This window comes from Streptomyces sp. JH002, from assembly GCF_050916115.1.
GTDB lineage: Bacteria > Actinomycetota > Actinomycetes > Streptomycetales > Streptomycetaceae > Streptomyces > Streptomyces xiamenensis.
Map to the genome: position 1 here is coordinate 1,838,429 of NZ_CP087989.1, position 17,281 is coordinate 1,855,709.

A 17,281-nucleotide genomic window follows, 5' to 3' on the forward strand; every position below is an offset into this window, starting at 1 on the left:
AGGCACAGATGGGCATGGTCTTTCTGCGGCGGCTCAGCCGGTGGCAGGCGGAGTCCCAGCGCGAGCAGATCGCCGACATCCACAACGCGTCCTACCGCGACGCGTTCGGCGAGGTGCCGCTGGAACGGCAGGACTTCATCCGGCGGCTGACCGACCACGACGTCCAGCAGGAGGACTTCGACCTGCTCCTGGCCAGCGATCCGGCGCTGGTGGGCGCCGCGTACGGCTACCGGGTGGAGCGCGACTCGGCCTGGTGGCGGGAGTTCGAGGACGTCCCCGTCGAGATCGACGAACTGGCCGGCTCCCGGCAGGTCTTCGTGGTCGCCGAGCTGATGGTGGTCCCCTCGCGCCGCCGGGAGCGGGTGGCCTCGCGCATGCTGAGCGACCTGCTGGCCCGCGCCACCCCCCAGGTGGCGCTGGCCCTGCTGGAGCCGGGGGACACGGTGGCGCGCACCGCGTACCAGTCCTGGAACTGGACCAAGACCGGTCAGCTGACGCCGCACGACGCGCCCCCCAAGGAGGTCTGGTCCACTACCCGTGCAGCGTGAGGCCCTTGAGCACCTTGTCGACCGGGGTGCGCGGCCCGTAGAGCCCCAGCCCGACGAGGTTCAGCTTCTCGGCCTCGACGGAGCGCACCGCCGCCCGGTTGTCGGCGTCGTTCCCGGTGGCGAACATGTCCTCCGTGTACACGGCGACGGCCAGGCCCCGGGAGAGCGCCCGCGCGTGGGTACGGGCCAGGGCGGCGCCGTCCGCCGCGAAGACGAGCACCGGCTCGCGCAGCAGCCGCAGGTACTGGTTGCCCGAGGCGTCCGCGTAGGGCTCGGAGCCCATGACGTCGTCGGTGGCGTGGGCGATGCCGGAGGAGAGGAAGGCGGTCACATTCAGCTTCTGCCAGTCCGCGAGATCCTCGCGGACCACCACGGCTGCCTTGGTGTCGAAACGCATGCCGGTGATCCTGCGCCGTCCACCGGCCGGACGTCTTGAACGCTGGTGCGCGCCGGGCGGCACACTCGCAGGATGAGCACGACCCCGACCGGCGCGCCGGAGCAGGACTGGGCCCGCTACTGGCGGGACCCCGAGCGCCCGCTGGAGGCGATGCGGGCCCACTTCACCCGCCACGTCTTCCACCGGCACAGCCACGACGCGTACTCCTTCGCGGTCACCGAGTCCGGCGCGCAGCGCTTCCGCTGCCGGGGCGAGGAGCACACCAGCAGCGCGGGCATGGTGATGGCGTTCAACCCGGACGATCCGCACGACGGGCGGACCGCGGCGGAGCTGGGCTTCACGTACCGGATCATGCATCTGCACCCGTCGGTGGTGCGCGAGGTCCTCGCGGACGCCGGGGGCGGTACGGAGCGCGGACTGCCGCTGTTCGACCGGCCGGTGCGGCACGCCCCGGCGCTGTACCGGGCGCTGCTGGGGCTGCACCACGCGCTCGTCGCCGGGGCGGGAACCCTGGTGCGCGAGGAACGGCTCAGCTCGGTGGTGACGGCCCTGGTGCGCGAGGCCGCGACCGCCCGCCCGAGGATCGCCACCGCCCGGGCCGGCACGGGCGCGGCGCGCCGGGCCAGGACGCTGCTGGACGACAGCTGGCAGCGGGACATCGGCGCGGACGAACTGGCGCGGGCCGCCGGATGCAGCCGCTACGCGCTGTACCGGGCCTTCCGCACGGCGTACGGGATGCCGCCCAGCGACTACCAGCGCCTGCTGCGGCTGCGCGCGGCCCGCCGCCTGCTGGCCACCGGCACCCCGCCCGCCGAGGCGGCGGCCACCTGCGGCTTCGCCGACCAGCCGCACCTGACGCGGTGGTTCACCCGCGTCTACGGCATCACCCCGGCGACGTACCGCGCGGCGGCGGGCTGAGGATCACCACGGCCCGGCTTCCCCACCTACGCCTGAAACCCGTTGCGGGAACGCGGCGCGCTGGGGCAGCGTGCTGGGCATGATCGATACCGGGCTCCGTGACAGCGTCGTTCTCGTGACCGGGGCGCACCGCAACATCGGGCGGGAGATCGCCCTCGCCTTCGCCGAGCAGGGGGCCGCGGTCGCCGTGCACTACTACGCGGGGAACTCCTCCGGCCTGCCGGAGGGGGTGGAGGCCGGGCACTACGTGGGGGACGCCCGGGCCGCCGAGGAGACCGTGGCGCGGCTGCGCGGGGCCGGGGCGCCGGACGCGTGCGCCGTGGCCGGTGACCTGGCGGCGCCCGACGCGCCCCGCGCCCTGCTGGACGCGGTCGAGGCGCGGCTGGGGCCGGCCGGGGTGCTGGTGAACAACGCCGCGCACACCGAGGTCCCGGACGGGGTGCTGGATCTCACCGCGGAGAGCCTGCACCGCAACTACACCGTGAACACGTTCGCCCCGGCGCTGCTCACCGCCGAACTCGCGCGCCGCTCCCCCGCCGGGGCGGCCGTCGTCAACATCTCCACCGACGCCGCCCGCGCCTTCTCCGGCCAGCTGGGGTACGGCACGTCCAAGGCCGCGCTGGAGGCGTTCACCCGCGCCGCGGCCATCGATCTGGGGCCGCGGGGGGTACGGGTCAACGCGGTGGCGCCCGGGCCGGTGCAGACCGGGTGGATGTCGCCGGAGCTGATCGACCGCGTGCTGCCGGACATCCCGCTGCGCCGGGTGGGCACGCCGCGCGACATCGCGGACGCGGTGGTGTTCCTGGCGTCCCGGCAGGCCACCTGGATCACCGGGCAGGTGATCCAGGTGGCCGGCGGGCACGTGCTCTAGAACGCTCCGGGCCGCTGGACGGCGGGGTCTACAGGACCTTCGACAGGAAGGCCTTGGTCCGCTCGTGGCGGGGGTTGGTGAGGACCTCGCGCGGGTTGCCGGACTCCACGACCACGCCCTCGTCCATGAACACCAGAGAGTCGCTGACCTCGCGGGCGAAGCCCATCTCGTGGGTGACCACGATCATGGTCATGCCGTCCTCGGCGAGGCCGCGCATCACATCGAGGACCTCCCCGACGAGTTCGGGGTCGAGCGCCGAGGTCGGCTCGTCGAACAGCATGAGCTTGGGTTCCATCGCCAGCGCCCGGGCGATCGCCACCCGCTGCTGCTGTCCGCCGGACAGCTGCGCCGGGTAGTGGTCGGCGCGGTCGCCGAGCCCGACCCGCTCCAGCAGTTCCTGGGCCTGCTCCCTGGCCCGCGACCGGGGGACGCCCTTGACCTGGACCGGCGCCTCCATGACGTTCTCGGCGGCGGTCATGTGCGGGAAGAGGTTGAACCGCTGGAAGACCATGCCGATGTCCCGGCGCTGGGCGGCCACCTCGCGCTCGCGCAGCTCGTACAGCTTGTTGCCGCGCTGCCGGTAGCCGACCAGCTCGCCGTCCACGTACAGCCGCCCGGCGTTGATCTTCTCCAGGTGGTTGATGCAGCGCAGGAACGTCGACTTGCCCGAGCCCGAGGGCCCGACCACGCAGAACACCTCGCCGCGCCGCACCTGGAGGTCGATGCCCTTGAGGACCTCGACCGGGCCGAAGGACTTGTGGACGCGCTCGGCCTTCACCATGGGAAGGTCCGTGACCGCCGCTTCGGCCGTCGCCACCGCGGTGGCACCGTCCGTGCCGGTCGCCTCGTCGCTCATACGGTCTCGCCCCCCACCTTGCTCTTGGTACGGAAGGAGGTGAGCTGCTGACCGATGCGCCGCAGCGGGGTCGGCGGCTGCTCGCGGTCGCTGCCCTTGGCGTAGTACCGCTCCAGGTAGTACTGGCCGATGCTGAAGACCGTGGTCAGCAGCAGGTACCAGACGCTCACCACCATCATCATCTCCATCACCGCGAGGTTGCGGGAGGAGATGGTGTTGCCGGCCCGGAAGAGTTCCTCGAAGTAGATCACCGACGCCAGGGACGACGTCTTGAGCATGTTGATGAACTCGTTGCCGGACGGCGGGATGATCACGCGCATCGCCTGCGGGAGCACGATGCGGCGCATCGTCCTGGCGCCGTTCATGCCCAGCGCCTGCGCCGCCTCGGTCTGGCCGCCGTCCACCGACTTGATGCCGGCGCGGGCGATCTCCGCCATGTAGGCGGCCTCGTTCAGGCCGAGCCCCAGCAGGGCGGCCAGGAACGGGGTCATGACGTCGTTCATCTCGTTCTTGTAGAAGCCGAGATTGAGCGTGTCGAAGATGTAGGAGAGGTTGTACCAGAGCATCAGCTGCACCAGTACGGGCGTGCCGCGGAAGAACCAGATGTAGGCGTACGCGACCGAGGACAGCACCGGGTTGTCCGACAGCCGCATGACCGCCAGCAGCATGCCCAGGACCAGGCCGAGCACCATGGCGCACACCGTGATCCACAGGGTGTTGAGCGCGCCCTCCATGATGCGGTCGTAGGTCAGGTAGTCGCCGACCACACCCCAGTTGATCTTGGCGTTGGCGAAGGCCCACACGATGAGGCCGAGCACCGTGAGCACCAGGACGGCGCTGATCCAGCGGCCCCAGTGACGTACCGGGACCGCCGTGATCGCTTCCGGCGGGACCTCACCGGCGGGCGGGCCGCCGGGGTCCTTGTCGAGATCGAGGGACACGGATCCGTCACTCACCCGCGTTGACGGTGGCCTCGTCGATGGCGCCGGTCTCGGCGTTCCACTTGGCCAGCACCTCACCGTAGGTGCCGTTGTCGATGATCTCCTGGACGGCGGCCTGGAGTGCGTCGCGCAGCTCGGTGTTGTCCTTCTTGACGGCGATGCCGTACGGGGCGGCGTCGATCTGCTCGCCGACGACCTCGAAGAGGTCACCGCCGCCCGCGTTCAGCTCGTTGTACAGCGCCACCGGGAAGTCGGTGATGACGGCCTGGGCACGGCCGCTCTGGAGGGCGGTGATGGAGTCGGAGTCCGTCTCGTTGATCATCGGGCTGATCGCCTCGTCGCACGTCTCCTGCTGGGCGTCCAGGAGGTACTCGTTGGCGGTGCCGCGCTGGGCGGCCACGGTCAGCCCGCACAGGTCCTCCACGCCCGCGACGCCCTCGGGGTTGCCCTTGGCGACGAGGATGGCGGAGCCGGCCTGGAAGTAGTTGACGAAGTCGGCGCCGCCCTCGGCGTCCTCGCTGATGCCGTTCTGGCGGTCCTTGGTGTCCGTCATGGCCGACATCACGATGTCGTGGCGGCCGTTGTTCAGGCCCAGGACCAGGCCGTCGAAGGTGCCGTCGCTGAAGGTGAGGTTCACGCCGAGGACCTCGCCCAGGGCGGCGGCGATGTCCGGGTCGATGCCGGCGATCTCGTCGTTCTCGTCGAAGAACTCGATGGGCGCGTAGTCGATGTTGGAACCGACCTTGATCTCGCCCGCCTCCTGGATCGCCTCGGGCAGCAGGTCGAACAGCGGGGCCTCCGCGTTGGCGCCCCCGCCTCCGCCCGCGCCGGAGGAGCCGGAGCCGTCCGACCCCTTGTCCCCGTCGGTCTGGTCGCCGCAGGCGCTGAGCAGCAGCACCGAGGCGGCGGCGAAAGCTCCCAGGACCGTACAGCGGGAGCGGCGGGTGAGGCTGGTCATGGCGTGGTCCTCCTGGGGGTGGGGAGTATCCGAGGCCGGGCACACGTCTTCGAGTGTCACGACTGTGTTGGTCATTTGTGCATGGGACGAGTAGGCATCCTGCCATCCGCAGGTCGAGTTGCGTCCACCGCTGCGTCCCGATCGGATAACGGACATCCGGTACCGGTCACCGGGAGTGACGAACTGCCCCGTCCTCGTGGGCCCGTGACCTGCGTGTAACACGGGTGAGAGATCCGTCACCCAGGATGGTCGCCCGGTCCGTGGCCAACGATCGGGCGTGCGCACGGACCGGCCATCAGGTAGAACGATCCGTTACACCCCTCACCCGGGGACCTGGGCGCGTGTGCGGCGCGTCCGGCGTCCGCGCCACTCCCCTACGGCGGCCACTCGCCGGCCGGGACGCGGACGTGGTGCCCGCCCGCCTCCCGACCGGAAGGCGGCCAATCCTCGTGAACTCGCAGCAGTGCAGCAAAAAAGGGGTCAACTCTCGTGACATCGGAGATCATCAATCCTCGCGCCGCGACCGCCGTGCCCGGCGTGGACAGCGACGGCCACCTCCCCGACCCGGTCTTCGCCCTGCACCGGGGCGGCAAGATGGCCGTCACCTCGACCGTGCCGGTGCGCGACGCCGCCGATCTGTCCCTCGCCTACACCCCGGGCGTCGCCACGGTGTGCGCGGCGATCGCCGAACAGCCCGAGCTGGCGCACGACTACACCTGGACCTCGCAGGTGGTGGCCGTGGTCACGGACGGCAGCGCGGTGCTGGGCCTCGGGGACATCGGGCCGGCCGCCTCGATGCCGGTGATGGAGGGGAAGGCCATCCTCTTCAAGGAGTTCGGCGGGGTGGACGCGGTGCCGCTCGCGCTGGAGTGCCGCGAGGTGGACGAGATCGTGGAGACGGTGGCGCGGCTGGCCCCGTCGTTCGGCGGCATCAACCTGGAGGACATCGCGGCGCCGCGCTGCTTCGAGATCGAGCGCAGGCTCCAGGAGCGGGTGGACATCCCGGTCTTCCACGACGACCAGCACGGTACGGCGGTGGTGACGCTGGCAGCGCTGCGCAACGCGGCGCGGCTGAGCGGGCGCGGCCTGGCCGAGCTGCGGGTGGTGATCTCGGGGGCGGGCGCGGCCGGGGCGGCGATCGCGAAGATCCTGCTGGGTGCGGGCATCGGTGATGTGGCGCTGTGCGACCGCAAGGGCGTGCTGTCGGTGGACCGGCCGGATCTGACCGGGGTGAAGGCGGAGCTGGCGGCGGCGACCAACAAGGCGGGGCTGAGCGGCTCGCTGGCCGACGCGCTGGCCGGCGCGGACGTGTTCGTCGGGGTGAGCGGGGGGACGGTGCCGGAGGAGGCGGTGGCGACGATGGCGCCGGGTGCGTTCATCTTCGCGATGGCCAACCCGACGCCGGAGATTCACCCGGAGGTGGCGGGGCGGTACGCGGCGGTGGTGGCCACCGGGCGCAGCGACTTCCCGAACCAGATCAACAACGTGCTGGCCTTTCCCGGGATCTTCGCGGGTGCCCTGCAGGTGCGGGCGGCGCGTATCACGGAGGGCATGAAGCTGGCGGCGGCGGAGGCCCTGGCGGCGGTGGTGGCGGACGAGCTGTCGGCGGACCGGGTGATCCCCTCCCCCTTCGACCCCCGGGTGGCCCCGGCGGTCGCGGCGGCGGTGGCGGAGGCGGCCCGCGCCGAGGGCGTGGCCCGCAGGTAGCACCGGCCCGGGGCGTGGGGGGAGGCGCTGTCGCGCACCCCGCACGTCCCGGCCCCGACGACGGGAGCCGGGCGGGGACACCGGTGCCCGGCGCACCGCCCGGCGAGGGCTACCGCAGTGCCAGGACCGCCGCGTCGGTCAGGGAGGCCCAGGCCGTCGTGGCCTCGGCGAAGCCGACCTCCCGCAGGGTCCTGATGTGCCAGTCGATGGGGTGGGCGCCCGCGTCGTCGTGGTCGCCCTCGGCCTCGGCCGGGTTGCCGAAGATCGCGAACCGTTGCGCGACCACGTCCCTCAGCTGCGGATCGGCGGCCAGGTCGGTCCACCACTGCGGCCAGTCCACGGCGCCGGCCGCCTTCGCCCGCTCCTGCCGGGCGCGGGTGAACGCGTGCTCGGCGGCGTTGATCCGGGGGGCGTCGGGGTTGGGCATGTGGTCGGCGTTGACGAACACCCCGCCGGTCCGCAGTACATCGGCGAGCCGCGCGTACAGCGCGCGCAGCTCGTCGGTGCCCAGCCAGTGCAGGGCGGTGGAGGTGAGCACGGCGTCGTACGTCTCGTACGGGAGCTTCTCGGTCCACCGCTCGTCGCGCAGGTCGGCGGTGATGAAGGTGACCCGGTCATCGCCCTGGAAGGAACCGCGAGCGATGGTCAGCAGGGCCGGGTCGAGGTCCACGCCGGTGCTGGTGGCGCCGGGGAAGCGGCGCAGCAGCCGGGCGCTGATGCTGCCGGTGCCGCAGGCCAGGTCCAGGACCCGCGGTTCGGTGCCGGTCAGGGCCTCGACCCCGTCCAGCATGGTCCGGAACCGCTCCTCGCGGTCCGGGAGGTACCACTCCTGCTGCCGGTCCCAACTCTCCTGCCACTGCTGCCAGGACACCATGCGACACTCCCCTGGTAACGGGTAACACCATCTGTGACCCTTACAAGTACAGTGTCACTCTAAAGGGGCGCAGGTAAGGAACACAAGTGGAACTGACCTATTACTCAGACTTCGCGGTGCGGCTGGTCAACAGCGAGGAACCGTTGCGCAACAAGGACTCCCTCACCTCGGTGGAGGCCGTCCGCGCGCTGTTCGGCCCCATGCAGACCCTCGCCCGCCGGGCCGGCGACGCGGACGTCACCCGCCTCAAAGGGGTACGTACCCGGCTGCGCGCCGTCTTCACCGCCGCCGCCGAGGGCGACGAGGGACGGGCGGTGGATCTGCTGAACGCCCTGCTGCTGGAGTACCCGGCCAGCCCGCAGATCTCCGGCCACGAACACCGGGGCGACGACACCGGCCGCCCGCTGTGGCACCTCCACCTGGCCGAGCACCCCTCCAACGCGACCGCAGGCTACGCCGCGATCGCCTGCATGGGGCTGACCTTCCAGCTCACGGATCTGGGGGTGGACCGGCTCGGCGTCTGCGAGGCGGAACCCTGTCGCAACGCCTATATCGACACGTCAACAAACCGCTCCAAACGCTACTGTTCGGACCGCTGTGCGACGCGCGCGAACGTCGCCGCCTACCGGGCCCGCAAGCGGCGCGAACGCGAACTGAGCGGCCGCACCGCCGACGGCAGCCAGCCGAGCAGCGCCAGCGGCGAACGCTGAAGCCCACGCGGGGACCGCAGCCGCAGCAGCGCCCGCGCCACCACCAGCTCGTCCGGCACGGCCCCGAACTCCCGGCTGTCATTGGTGACCGCCGGGTTGTCGCCGACCACCCACCAGCCCGTGCCGCGCCGTTCCACGGCGCGCTTGACGATCAGCAGATCATGCTGGAACGGATGCCGCAGCACCACAACGTCACCCGGCCGCACCCGGGACCCGTACCGCAGCAGCAGCTGATCGCCGGCCCGCAGGGTGGGCAGCATCGAGGGGTTGTACACCTCGGCCAGGCCGATCCGCCCCGTACCGCCCGTACGGCCCTGTGCCCGCTCCGTCATCCCGCCGCTGCCTCTTCCTGTGCTCGACCGGCCGCCGCGCTGGGCCGGTTGGCCCGCTCGCATCGGACTTTGGATGTAAGCCGGACCGGGTGAACGGGGTCAACCGAGAAATGCCGCCCCTCACGGAGTAATGTCGCACGGGAGAAGACGATCACGAGGAAGGACGGCCCCATGCTCTCCCGCCTTTTCGCCCCCAAGGTGAAGGTCAGTGCCCACTGCGATCTGCCGTGCGGTGTCTACGACCCCGCCCAGGCGCGCATCGAGGCAGAATCCGTCAAGGCCGTACAGGAGAAGTACCAGGCCAACGAGGACCCGCACTTCCGCGCCCGCGCCACCGTCATCAAGGAGGAGCGGGCCGAGCTGGCCAAGCACCACATCTCGGTGCTGTGGAGCGACTACTTCAAGCCGCCGCACTTCGAGAAGTACCCGGAGCTGCACCAGCTGGTCAACGAGACCCTGAAGGCCCTCAGCGCCGCCAAGGGCTCCACCGACCCGGCCACCGGTCAGAAGGCCCTGGACTACATCGCCCAGATCGACACCATCTTCTGGGAGACCAAGAAGGCCTGACTCCGCGTCAGCCCTTTCACCGGTCCGCACCCGGCTCGCGGGACGCCAGCACGGCGTTCCCGCGGCCCGGGTGCGGCGCTGTTTGCGGCGGAACCCGCCCGCCGGTGCGGGCCTCAGCCCGTGAACAACTGCGCCGCCTTGCGCACCAGCTCGTACAGCCCGTACCCCAGCGGGATCACCACCCACAGCCAGGAGAAGGCGATCAGCGGCCGCCGGTCGGGCTCACGCGGACTCGGGCTGCTGGGAGCGGGTGTCGGCTCCATGCGCGGCCTCCTTCGGTGCGGTGGGGGCGGGCAGATGGTGGCGGGGATGCACCGGGCGGACCAGCTCGTTGGCGATGAAGCCGACCACCAGCAGCCCGGTCATGATGGACAGCGACAACACGTACAGCTCGGGGCCGTCCTTGCCCGCCGCCGCCTCCCGGTCGGCGAGCCAGTTGACGATGAGCGGGCCGAGCACTCCGGCCGTGGACCAGGCGGTGAGCAGCCGGCCGTGGATCGCACCCACCTGGTAGGTGCCGAAGAGGTCCTTCAGATAGGCGGGGATGGTGGCGAAGCCGCCGCCGTAGAAGGACAGCAGCACCAGCGCGCAGACCACGAAGACCGGCTTGGACGCCCCGCCGAACAGGACGATCAGCAGATACATCAGCGCGCCGACGCCCAGGTAGAGCCGGTAGACGTTCTTGCGGCCGATCAGGTCCGAGGTGGAGGACCAGCCGATCCGGCCGGCCATGTTCGCCGCCGAGAGCAGCGCCACGAAGCCCGCGGCGGCGGAGGCGGACACCGGGGCGCTCGACCCGGCGAAGAAGTCCCTGATCATGGGGGCGGCCTTCTCCAGGATGCCGATCCCGGCGGTCACGTTCATGCACAGCACCACCCACAGGCACCAGAACTGCGGGGTGCGCAGCGCGCCGCGGGCGGACACCCGGATCTCCGGGCCCGGGGCCGCGCCGGGTGCCGGGTCCTTGGCCGCAGCCGTGGCCGCTGGTGAACCGGCCGCGGCGGGGCGCGGCACCCGTATCAGCAGCACGCCCAGACTCATGAACACGGCGTACGTCAGCCCGTGCACCAGGAAGGCCGCCGCGATCCCGGTGTGGTCCTCGCCGAAGGACTCCAGCATCCGGGCCGACCAGGGCGAGGCGATCAGCGCACCGCCGCCGAACCCCATGATGGCGATGCCGGTCGCCAGCCCCGGCCGGTCGGGGAACCACTTGATGAGGGTGGAGACCGGGGAGATGTAGCCGATGCCCAGACCGATGCCGCCCACCACGCCGTACCCGAACACGATGAGCCAGAACTGCTGCGTGGCGGCGCCGAGCGCGGAGAGCAGGAAGCCGGAGGAGAAACACACCAGGGCGACGGTCATCGCCCAGCGCGGCCCGCGCCGTTCCACCATGGTCCCGCCGAAGGCGGCGGACAGACCCAGCATCACGATGGCGAGTTGGAAGGGCAGCGCGCTCTGGGTGCCGCTGAGGTCCAGGGCGGACTCCAGGGGCGGCTTGAAGACACTCCAGGCGTAGGCCTGGCCGATCGAGAGGTGGACCGACAAGGCGGCGGGCGGCACGAGCCAGCGGCTCCAGCCGGGTGGGGCGACGGGGGCGCTCATGATCCGCAACGGTAGGAACGTGTGAGCCCCTTGGGAAGGGATCGGACGGAAAAGCACGGCCCGGGCAGCACAGACGTGCGAAACGGGCATGACCGGGCGGCGTTCCCACCCCCACGGTCGGGGCCCGCCCGGCACCGGGACGCCCGGCCCGCGCACCCCGACCGGCCCTCTGCGGTTGTCGGCCCCCTCACCGGTGCCCCAGGCTGGGGACGTGAGCACTGGCGACCCGGCGCGGCCCTCCCGGGGCGGGGACGACCCCTGGGGCCTGGTCCCGGACGAGGCGGCCACCGCCCGCGCCCTCCTGGACGACTCCGGCCGGATCACGCACTGGAACGACGGCGCCCGGCGGCTGCTGGGTCACACCGCGGCCGAGACGCTGGGCCGCCCGGCTGCCGAACTGCTCGCCGACCCCGTCGCCACCACCGCCCCGCCCGACGACCAGGGGCCGCTGCGCTGGAAGGGCACCGTGGACCTGCGGCACCGTGACGGCCGGCGGCTGACCGTACGGCTGCTGGCCCACCGGCTCCAGCAGCACGAAGGTCACCCGGACGGGTGGCTGCTCGTCAGCCCGCTGGCCGGTACCGAGCGCACCGAGCAGGACGACCAGCTGCCCCGCTCGGCGTTCCTCTACGCGCCCAACGCCCTCGCCCTGTACGACACCGATCTGCGGCTGCGGCGCGCCAACCGCGCGATGGAGGAGGTCATCGGGCTCACCGAGGACGAGGCCCGCGGCCTGCGGCTGTCGGAGATAGGCGGCAAGCCGCAGAGCATCGAACTGGAGGAGCAGCTGCGCCAGGCGATGGAAAGCGGCCGGCCCAGGGACGTCCGCACCCGGCTGCGCACCGGCGGCGAGTCGCGCGAGCACGCCTGGCTGGGACGGATCGCCCCGGTGTGGGACGCGGAGGGCGAGCTGGTGGCCGTGGCGCTGGCCGCCGTGGACATCACCGGGGAGGACCGGGCGCGGCTCCGGCTCCAGCTGGTCAACGACGCCTCCCGGACCATCGGCTCCACCCTGGAGGTCGGCCGCACCGCCCAGGAACTGCTCGACGTGTGCGTGCCCCGGCTGGCCGACTTCGGCAGCGTGGACCTGCTGGCCGCCCCGCACCCGCACGGGGAGGCACCGCCCACCCTGGAGGACGGGATGCTGACGCTGCGCCGCATCGCGCACCGCTCGGCCACCCCGGGCGCCCCCGAGGCGCTGGTGGAGGTCGGGCAGCTGTGGGATCACGCCGTCTCCGCCTCCCCGGTGCGGGCGGTGCTCTCCGGTGAGGTGGTGGTGCTGCACAGGGACGACCCGGACTTCCTGGCCTGGGTGGAGCAGGACCCGGAGCGGGCCCGGCGGGCCAGGGAGCTGGGGGTGCACTCGGGCCTGTCGGTGCCGCTGTCGGCGCGCGGGGTGACGCTGGGGGTCGCGCAGTTCGTGCGCTACCGGCGCCCGGATCCGTTCGCGCCGGACGATGTGCTGGTGGCGCGGGAGATCGTGGCGCGGGCCGCGGTGTGCCTGGACAACGCGCAGCGGTTCACCCGGGAGCGGGAGACCGCGCTGGCGCTCCAGCGCAGCCTGCTGCCGCAGACGCTGCCGCAGCGCAGCGCCGTGCAGGTCGCCTCGCGCTATCTGGCGGCGGCCGGGCAGACCGGGGTGGGCGGCGACTGGTTCGACGTGATCCCGCTGTCCGGGGCGCGGGTGGGGCTGATCGTGGGCGACGTGGTGGGGCACGGGGTGCAGGCGTCGGCGACCATGGGGCGGCTGCGTACCGCGGTGCGTACGCTCGCCGACGTCGACCTGCCGCCGGACGAGCTGCTCACCCACCTGGACGACCTGGTGCTCCGGCTCTCCGAGGAGACCGGGGGCGAGGAGACGGCCGGGGACATCGGCGCCACCTGTCTGTACGCGGTCTACGACCCGGTCACCGGGGGCTGCACGGTGGCCAGGGCCGGACATCCGCCCCCCGTCCTGATCGCCCCGGGAACGGGCGGGGTCACGACCATGGAGCTGCCCGCCGGGCCGCCGCTGGGCCTGGGCGGGCTGCCGTTCGAGTCGGCGGAGTTCTCGCTGCCCGAGGGTTCGGTGCTGGCGCTGTTCACCGACGGCCTGGTGGAGCGCCGCGACCAGGACATGGACGAGGGCTACCGCGTGCTGCACGAGGCCGTGGCCGCCCCGGCCGTCTCGCTCGACGCCCGGTGCGAGGCGGTCATCGAGGCGCTGCTGCCCGGCGGGGCGCCGGGCGACGACGTGGCCCTGCTGATGGCGCGCACCCGAATCCTGGACGCGGCGCACGTGGTGACGTGGGAGATCCCCGACGACCCGGCGAGCTGCGGGGTCGCCCGCAGGGACATCGCCGGGCAGTTGACGCGGTGGGACCTCCAGGAGGCGGTGTTCACCACCGAGCTGGTGGTCACCGAGCTGATCGCCAACGCCATCCGGCACGCGTCCGGACCCATCCGGCTGCGACTGATCCTGGACCGCACGCTCATCATCGAGGTCTCCGACACCAGCAGCACCGCCCCCCATCTGCGGCGGGCCGCCGGGTTCGACGAGGGCGGGCGCGGGCTCATGCTGGTGGCCCAGCTGACCCAGCGCTGGGGCACCCGGCACTCCCCCAGCGGCAAGACCATCTGGGCGGAACTCCAGCTGCCGGACGGCTGACCCCGCGCCCCGGTGCGCTCAGCCCAGCACGGCCAGCAGCTCCTGGCAGGCCTCTTCGCAGCGCCGGCAGGCGTCCGCGCAGATCCGGCAGTGTTCGTGCATCGGCGCGTGCTTGGCGCACTCGTCGCCGCACGCCTTGCAGGCCGCCGCGCACGCGGTCAGCTGGGCGCGGGTGACGTTGGCGTCGTAGCCGGTGTGCCGGGACAGGACGCGGCCGGTCGTCCCGCAGATGTCCGCGCAGTCCAGGTCGGTGCGCACGCACTTGCCGAGGTCGGCCACCCGTACCTCGGACAGGCAGGCGTCCGCGCAGGCCGTACAGCTCTGGGCGCAGGCCACGCACTCCTCGATGCAGTGGGCGAGCGCCTCCTGGTCGACGTGCCCCAGGTCGGCGGGGTAGCTGCGCAGCATGCCCCGGACCATGGTCTCGTGTGCGGTGGTCATCGTCGTTCACCTCCATGCGATAGCTCGGACGCGAGTAGCCGGTGGGCGGGCGGGGAAACGGGATTAGGCTGCCGATCATGGTGAATTCAGGGGCGGCGCCGCCGTTGTCGGCGGCCGTGGTGGTGCACGACCGGGAGCGGGGCCGGGTGGTGCTGCTGCGGCGCGGCGCGGGGGCGAGGTTCGGGGCGGGACTGTGGGACCTGCCGGTGGGCAAGTGCGAGCCGGGCGAGCCGGTGACGCGGGGGGCGGTACGCGAGCTGTACGAGGAGACGGGGCTGCGGGTGGCGGCGGAGGACCTGCGGCTGGCGCACGTGGTGCACGCCGCGCCGGGGGTCGGCTCCGCCGCCGGGTTCCTCACGGTGGTGTTCGTGACCGAGCGCTGGAGCGGCGAGCCGGTCAACCGGGAGCCGGGCAAGCACGAGGCGGTGACCTGGGTCGCCACGGACGCGCTGCCGACCGGTGAGATGGTGCTGTCCACCGACCGGATGCTGACGCGGGCGCTGGCCGGGCCGGCGGAGGTCACTCTGCACGGCTGGGACTGAGCAGCCCCAGCCGCTGGGTGGCGCGGGTCAGCGCGACGTAGCGGTCGGCCAAGGCCATGGAGTGCGGGTCCACGACGATGACGATGTCGTACTCCAGGCCCTTGGCGGTGCGCGGGTCCACCACGCTCACCCGGGGCGGTGCGCCCACCGCCGCGGTGAGGGCCGGCAGCCACGCGGGCGGGGCGATGACGGCGGCGGTGCCGGCGGGGTGGGCGGCCCGCTCGCCGGCCACGGCACGGGCCGCCTCGGTGGCGAGAGCGGCGGCGGGCACGGTGCGGTGCCACGGCGGCACCCCGGTGGACCGTACGGCGCGGGGGGCGCGCAGCTCCGGGTCGATGGTGTGCAGCACCTCGGCGGCCGGGGCGGCGATCTCGGCGGGCAGCCGGTAGTTGACGGTCAGCTCGGTGGTGCGCCAGCGTCCGCCGAGGTGCGGGTCGAGGGTGTGCGCCCAGGAGCGTGCGCCGCCGGGGGCGCTGGTCTGGGCGATGTCGCCGACCAGGGTCATGGAGCGGGCGGGGCAGCGGCGCAGCAGCAGCCGCCAGGTCATGGCGGACAGCTCCTGGGCCTCGTCGACGACGATGTGGCCGAAGGCCCAGGTGCGGTCGGCGGCGGCGCGTTCGGCGGGGGTGCGGTGGTCCTCCTCGGCGTACCGGCCGGCGAGGGTCTCCGCGTCGAGGACGTCGAAGGCGTGCAGGGACTCGGGGTCGCTGCCGTCGTCGTGTTCGGTCTCGCGGGAGCCGTAGGCCACGTCCAGGGCCTCCTGGGCGAGCCGCAGCCGTTCGGTGTGCTCGGCCGCCGCCGCCTCGCGCTCGGCACGGTCGTCGGTGCCCAGGAGTTCGGCGGCCTCGTCCAGGAGTGCCACGTCGGAGGGCGACCAGCCGCTGCCGGGGGCGCGCAGCAGCAGCTCGCGTTCCCCGGCGGTGAGCTGTGGCGCGGCGGCGGCGAGCCGATCGGGGGAGGCGAACAGGTCGGTCAGGAGCCGCTGCGGGGTGAGCGGGGGCCACAGCCGGCGCAGCGCGGCGCGTACCCGCGGGTTGTCGCGCAGTTCGGCGCGGATGTCCTCGAGTTCGTCCTCGGAGATCAGCGGGGCGTCCTCCCGTGGCGCGTCCCCGTACGGGTCGTCCGCCGCCTCGGCGTGCGCCGCCGGGGCCGCCGTCTGCGGGAGGTCCGTCCCGGGCAGATCCGGCGCCAGGACGCCGGCGCCGAGCCGGTCGGCGATGCCGTGGGCGAGCGCGTCGATGACCAGGGCGCGGTGCAGCGGCGCGGCCTCGTTGTGCGGCAGCCCCTCCTCCCGGACGCGCCGCCGCAGCCGTTCGGCGGTGGCCCGGTCCAGGCGCAGGATCTCGCCCTCGTGGCCGATCTCCAGCACGTCCTCGGGGAGCCACTGCCGCTCGTGGACGGCGGCGGCGATCACCCCGGCCATGGCGGCGGTGCCCTTGATCGCGGCCGTACGCGGGTCCTCGGGGCGGTCGGCGGTGATCCCCGGGTACAGCTCGGCGGGGGTGGCGAGCAGCATCCCGCTCTCCCCCAGCGAGGGCAGCACCTCCCCGATGTAGCGCAGGAACGCGGTGCCCGGGCCGACGACGAGGACCACCTCGCGGGCCAGCCGTTCGCGGTGGGTGTACAGCAGGTAGGCCGCGCGGTGCAGGGCCACGGCGGTCTTGCCGGTGCCCGGGCCGCCCTGGACGACGAGCACGCCGGCCCGCGGGGAGCGGATGACGGCGTCCTGTTCCGCCTGGATGGTGGCGACGATGTCGTTCATCCGGCCGGTCCTGGGCGCGTTCAGGGCCTCCAGCAGCGCCGGGCCGCCGCTCTCCCCGGCGACGGCGCCCGCCCCGAGTTCCTCGTCCCGGACGGCGGTGACGGTGCGGCCGCTGGTCAGCAGGTGCCGGCGGATCCGTACCCCTTCGGGGCGGGCCCCGGTGGCGGCGTAGAACGGGCGGGCGGCGGGCGCGCGCCAGTCGATCAGCGGCGGGTCGCTCTCGTGGTCCTCGGCGAGGATGCCGATGCGGCCGATGGCCAGGCGGCGGTCGTCCGTCATGGTGAGCCGGCCGAAACACAGGCCGTTCCCGACGGAATGCAGCTGCCCGAGACGGCGGGCGAGTTCGGCGGCGGCGGTGTCCCGTTCGGACAGTCCCTGGTGGCCGAGGCCGGCGGCGTGCAGCACCTGGTCGAGGCGGTCCTGGGTGTGCTCCCGCAGCTGGTCGAGCCGGGTGTACAGCGCGGCGAGGTATTCCTGTTCACCCTTCACGGCGATTGACAAGCGATTCCCCTATTCGCTAGAATTCCTTTATCAGCGCGCTTTTTCATTCCCTTTCGCGCGCACAGAACCAAGCAATATAGCGTTTATTTCCCCGCATTCCAAGG

General features: G+C 72.7%; 18 protein-coding genes. 8 read left to right on the forward strand and 10 right to left on the reverse strand.

The window, feature by feature from the left end:
* Window positions 1-8: 8 nt before the first annotated feature.
* Complete coding sequence (locus H7827_RS07890) at window positions 9-548, forward strand: hypothetical protein (protein ID WP_200364316.1); 540 nt, start codon at window positions 9-11, stop codon at window positions 546-548.
* Here the strand turns inward: H7827_RS07890 and H7827_RS07895 are convergent.
* A complete protein-coding gene (locus H7827_RS07895; RefSeq protein WP_432743742.1) occupies window positions 532-945 on the reverse strand; it encodes a DUF2000 family protein in 414 nt (137 codons plus the stop codon). The two genes, H7827_RS07890 and H7827_RS07895, sit on opposite strands and share 17 nt — an antisense overlap.
* 72 nt (window positions 946-1,017) lie before the next feature.
* On the opposite strand from H7827_RS07895, the gene H7827_RS07900 reads away from it, so the two are divergent.
* Both H7827_RS07900 and H7827_RS07905 read left to right on the forward strand, forming a co-directional pair.
* Window positions 1,018-1,863 (forward strand): AraC family transcriptional regulator, encoded by an 846-nt coding sequence (locus H7827_RS07900; protein WP_432743744.1) that lies wholly within the window; start codon window positions 1,018-1,020, stop codon window positions 1,861-1,863.
* Between the two features lie 79 nt (window positions 1,864-1,942).
* Window positions 1,943-2,734, forward strand: coding sequence for an SDR family NAD(P)-dependent oxidoreductase (locus H7827_RS07905; protein ID WP_432743746.1), 792 nt, complete (start codon window positions 1,943-1,945; stop codon window positions 2,732-2,734).
* Between the two features lie 28 nt (window positions 2,735-2,762).
* On the opposite strand, the gene H7827_RS07910 is transcribed toward H7827_RS07905, so the two are convergent.
* The 3 genes from H7827_RS07910 to H7827_RS07920 form a co-directional block, all read right to left on the reverse strand.
* On the reverse strand, window positions 2,763-3,515 hold the full coding sequence (locus tag H7827_RS07910) for an amino acid ABC transporter ATP-binding protein (protein ID WP_386537820.1): 753 nt from the start codon (window positions 3,513-3,515) through the stop codon (window positions 2,763-2,765).
* A gap of 71 nt (window positions 3,516-3,586) precedes the next feature.
* Window positions 3,587-4,531 carry an amino acid ABC transporter permease gene (locus H7827_RS07915; RefSeq protein ID WP_432747951.1) on the reverse strand — a complete coding sequence of 315 codons (945 nt, stop codon included), beginning with the start codon at window positions 4,529-4,531 and terminating at the stop codon, window positions 3,587-3,589.
* Between the two features lie 7 nt (window positions 4,532-4,538).
* Window positions 4,539-5,564, reverse strand: coding sequence for an ABC transporter substrate-binding protein (locus tag H7827_RS07920; protein ID WP_432743748.1), 1,026 nt, complete (start codon window positions 5,562-5,564; stop codon window positions 4,539-4,541).
* A gap of 414 nt (window positions 5,565-5,978) precedes the next feature.
* On the opposite strand from H7827_RS07920, the gene H7827_RS07925 reads away from it, so the two are divergent.
* Window positions 5,979-7,196 (forward strand): NAD(P)-dependent malic enzyme, encoded by a 1,218-nt coding sequence (locus H7827_RS07925; RefSeq protein WP_432743750.1) that lies wholly within the window; start codon window positions 5,979-5,981, stop codon window positions 7,194-7,196.
* 109 nt (window positions 7,197-7,305) lie between these two features.
* Here the strand turns inward: H7827_RS07925 and H7827_RS07930 are convergent, their stop codons facing one another.
* Entirely contained in the window at window positions 7,306-8,070 is a 765-nt protein-coding gene (locus tag H7827_RS07930) for a class I SAM-dependent methyltransferase (RefSeq protein ID WP_432743753.1), read from the reverse strand.
* A gap of 86 nt (window positions 8,071-8,156) precedes the next feature.
* Here H7827_RS07930 and H7827_RS07935 point away from each other — a divergent pair, with 86 nt between their 5' ends.
* Window positions 8,157-8,780 (forward strand): CGNR zinc finger domain-containing protein, encoded by a 624-nt coding sequence (locus tag H7827_RS07935; RefSeq protein WP_432743755.1) that lies wholly within the window; start codon window positions 8,157-8,159, stop codon window positions 8,778-8,780.
* Here the strand turns inward: H7827_RS07935 and sodX are convergent.
* Window positions 8,693-9,112: a nickel-type superoxide dismutase maturation protease gene (sodX, locus tag H7827_RS07940; protein WP_030733406.1), complete on the reverse strand. Its 420-nt coding sequence runs from the start codon at window positions 9,110-9,112 to the stop codon at window positions 8,693-8,695. The genes H7827_RS07935 and sodX overlap by 88 nt on opposite strands.
* Window positions 9,113-9,283: 171 nt before the next feature.
* Here sodX and sodN point away from each other — a divergent pair, with 171 nt between their 5' ends.
* A complete protein-coding gene (gene sodN / locus H7827_RS07945; RefSeq protein WP_030733403.1) occupies window positions 9,284-9,679 on the forward strand; it encodes a superoxide dismutase, Ni in 396 nt (131 codons plus the stop codon).
* Between the two features lie 113 nt (window positions 9,680-9,792).
* Here the strand turns inward: sodN and H7827_RS07950 are convergent, their stop codons facing one another.
* Complete coding sequence (locus H7827_RS07950; protein ID WP_200364329.1) at window positions 9,793-9,942, reverse strand: MFS transporter small subunit; 150 nt, start codon at window positions 9,940-9,942, stop codon at window positions 9,793-9,795.
* Window positions 9,902-11,284: an OFA family MFS transporter gene (locus H7827_RS07955; RefSeq protein WP_432743758.1), complete on the reverse strand. Its 1,383-nt coding sequence runs from the start codon at window positions 11,282-11,284 to the stop codon at window positions 9,902-9,904. The genes H7827_RS07950 and H7827_RS07955 overlap by 41 nt, the downstream gene beginning before the upstream one ends.
* Before the next feature lie 211 nt (window positions 11,285-11,495).
* On the opposite strand from H7827_RS07955, the gene H7827_RS07960 reads away from it, so the two are divergent.
* On the forward strand, window positions 11,496-13,931 hold the full coding sequence (locus tag H7827_RS07960; RefSeq protein WP_432743760.1) for a SpoIIE family protein phosphatase: 2,436 nt from the start codon (window positions 11,496-11,498) through the stop codon (window positions 13,929-13,931).
* An 18-nt stretch (window positions 13,932-13,949) separates the two neighbouring features.
* On the opposite strand, the gene H7827_RS07965 is transcribed toward H7827_RS07960, so the two are convergent.
* Window positions 13,950-14,372, reverse strand: a complete 423-nt coding sequence (locus H7827_RS07965; RefSeq protein WP_432743762.1) for a four-helix bundle copper-binding protein — start codon at window positions 14,370-14,372, stop codon at window positions 13,950-13,952.
* A 77-nt stretch (window positions 14,373-14,449) separates the two neighbouring features.
* Between H7827_RS07965 and H7827_RS07970 the strand changes: the two genes are divergently transcribed.
* Entirely contained in the window at window positions 14,450-14,914 is a 465-nt protein-coding gene (locus tag H7827_RS07970) for an NUDIX domain-containing protein (protein WP_432743764.1), read from the forward strand.
* Here H7827_RS07970 and H7827_RS07975 read toward each other — a convergent pair.
* Window positions 14,892-17,165, reverse strand: a complete 2,274-nt coding sequence (locus H7827_RS07975) for a HelD family protein (protein ID WP_432743766.1) — start codon at window positions 17,163-17,165, stop codon at window positions 14,892-14,894. The two genes, H7827_RS07970 and H7827_RS07975, sit on opposite strands and share 23 nt — an antisense overlap.
* Window positions 17,166-17,281: the final 116 nt, after the last annotated feature.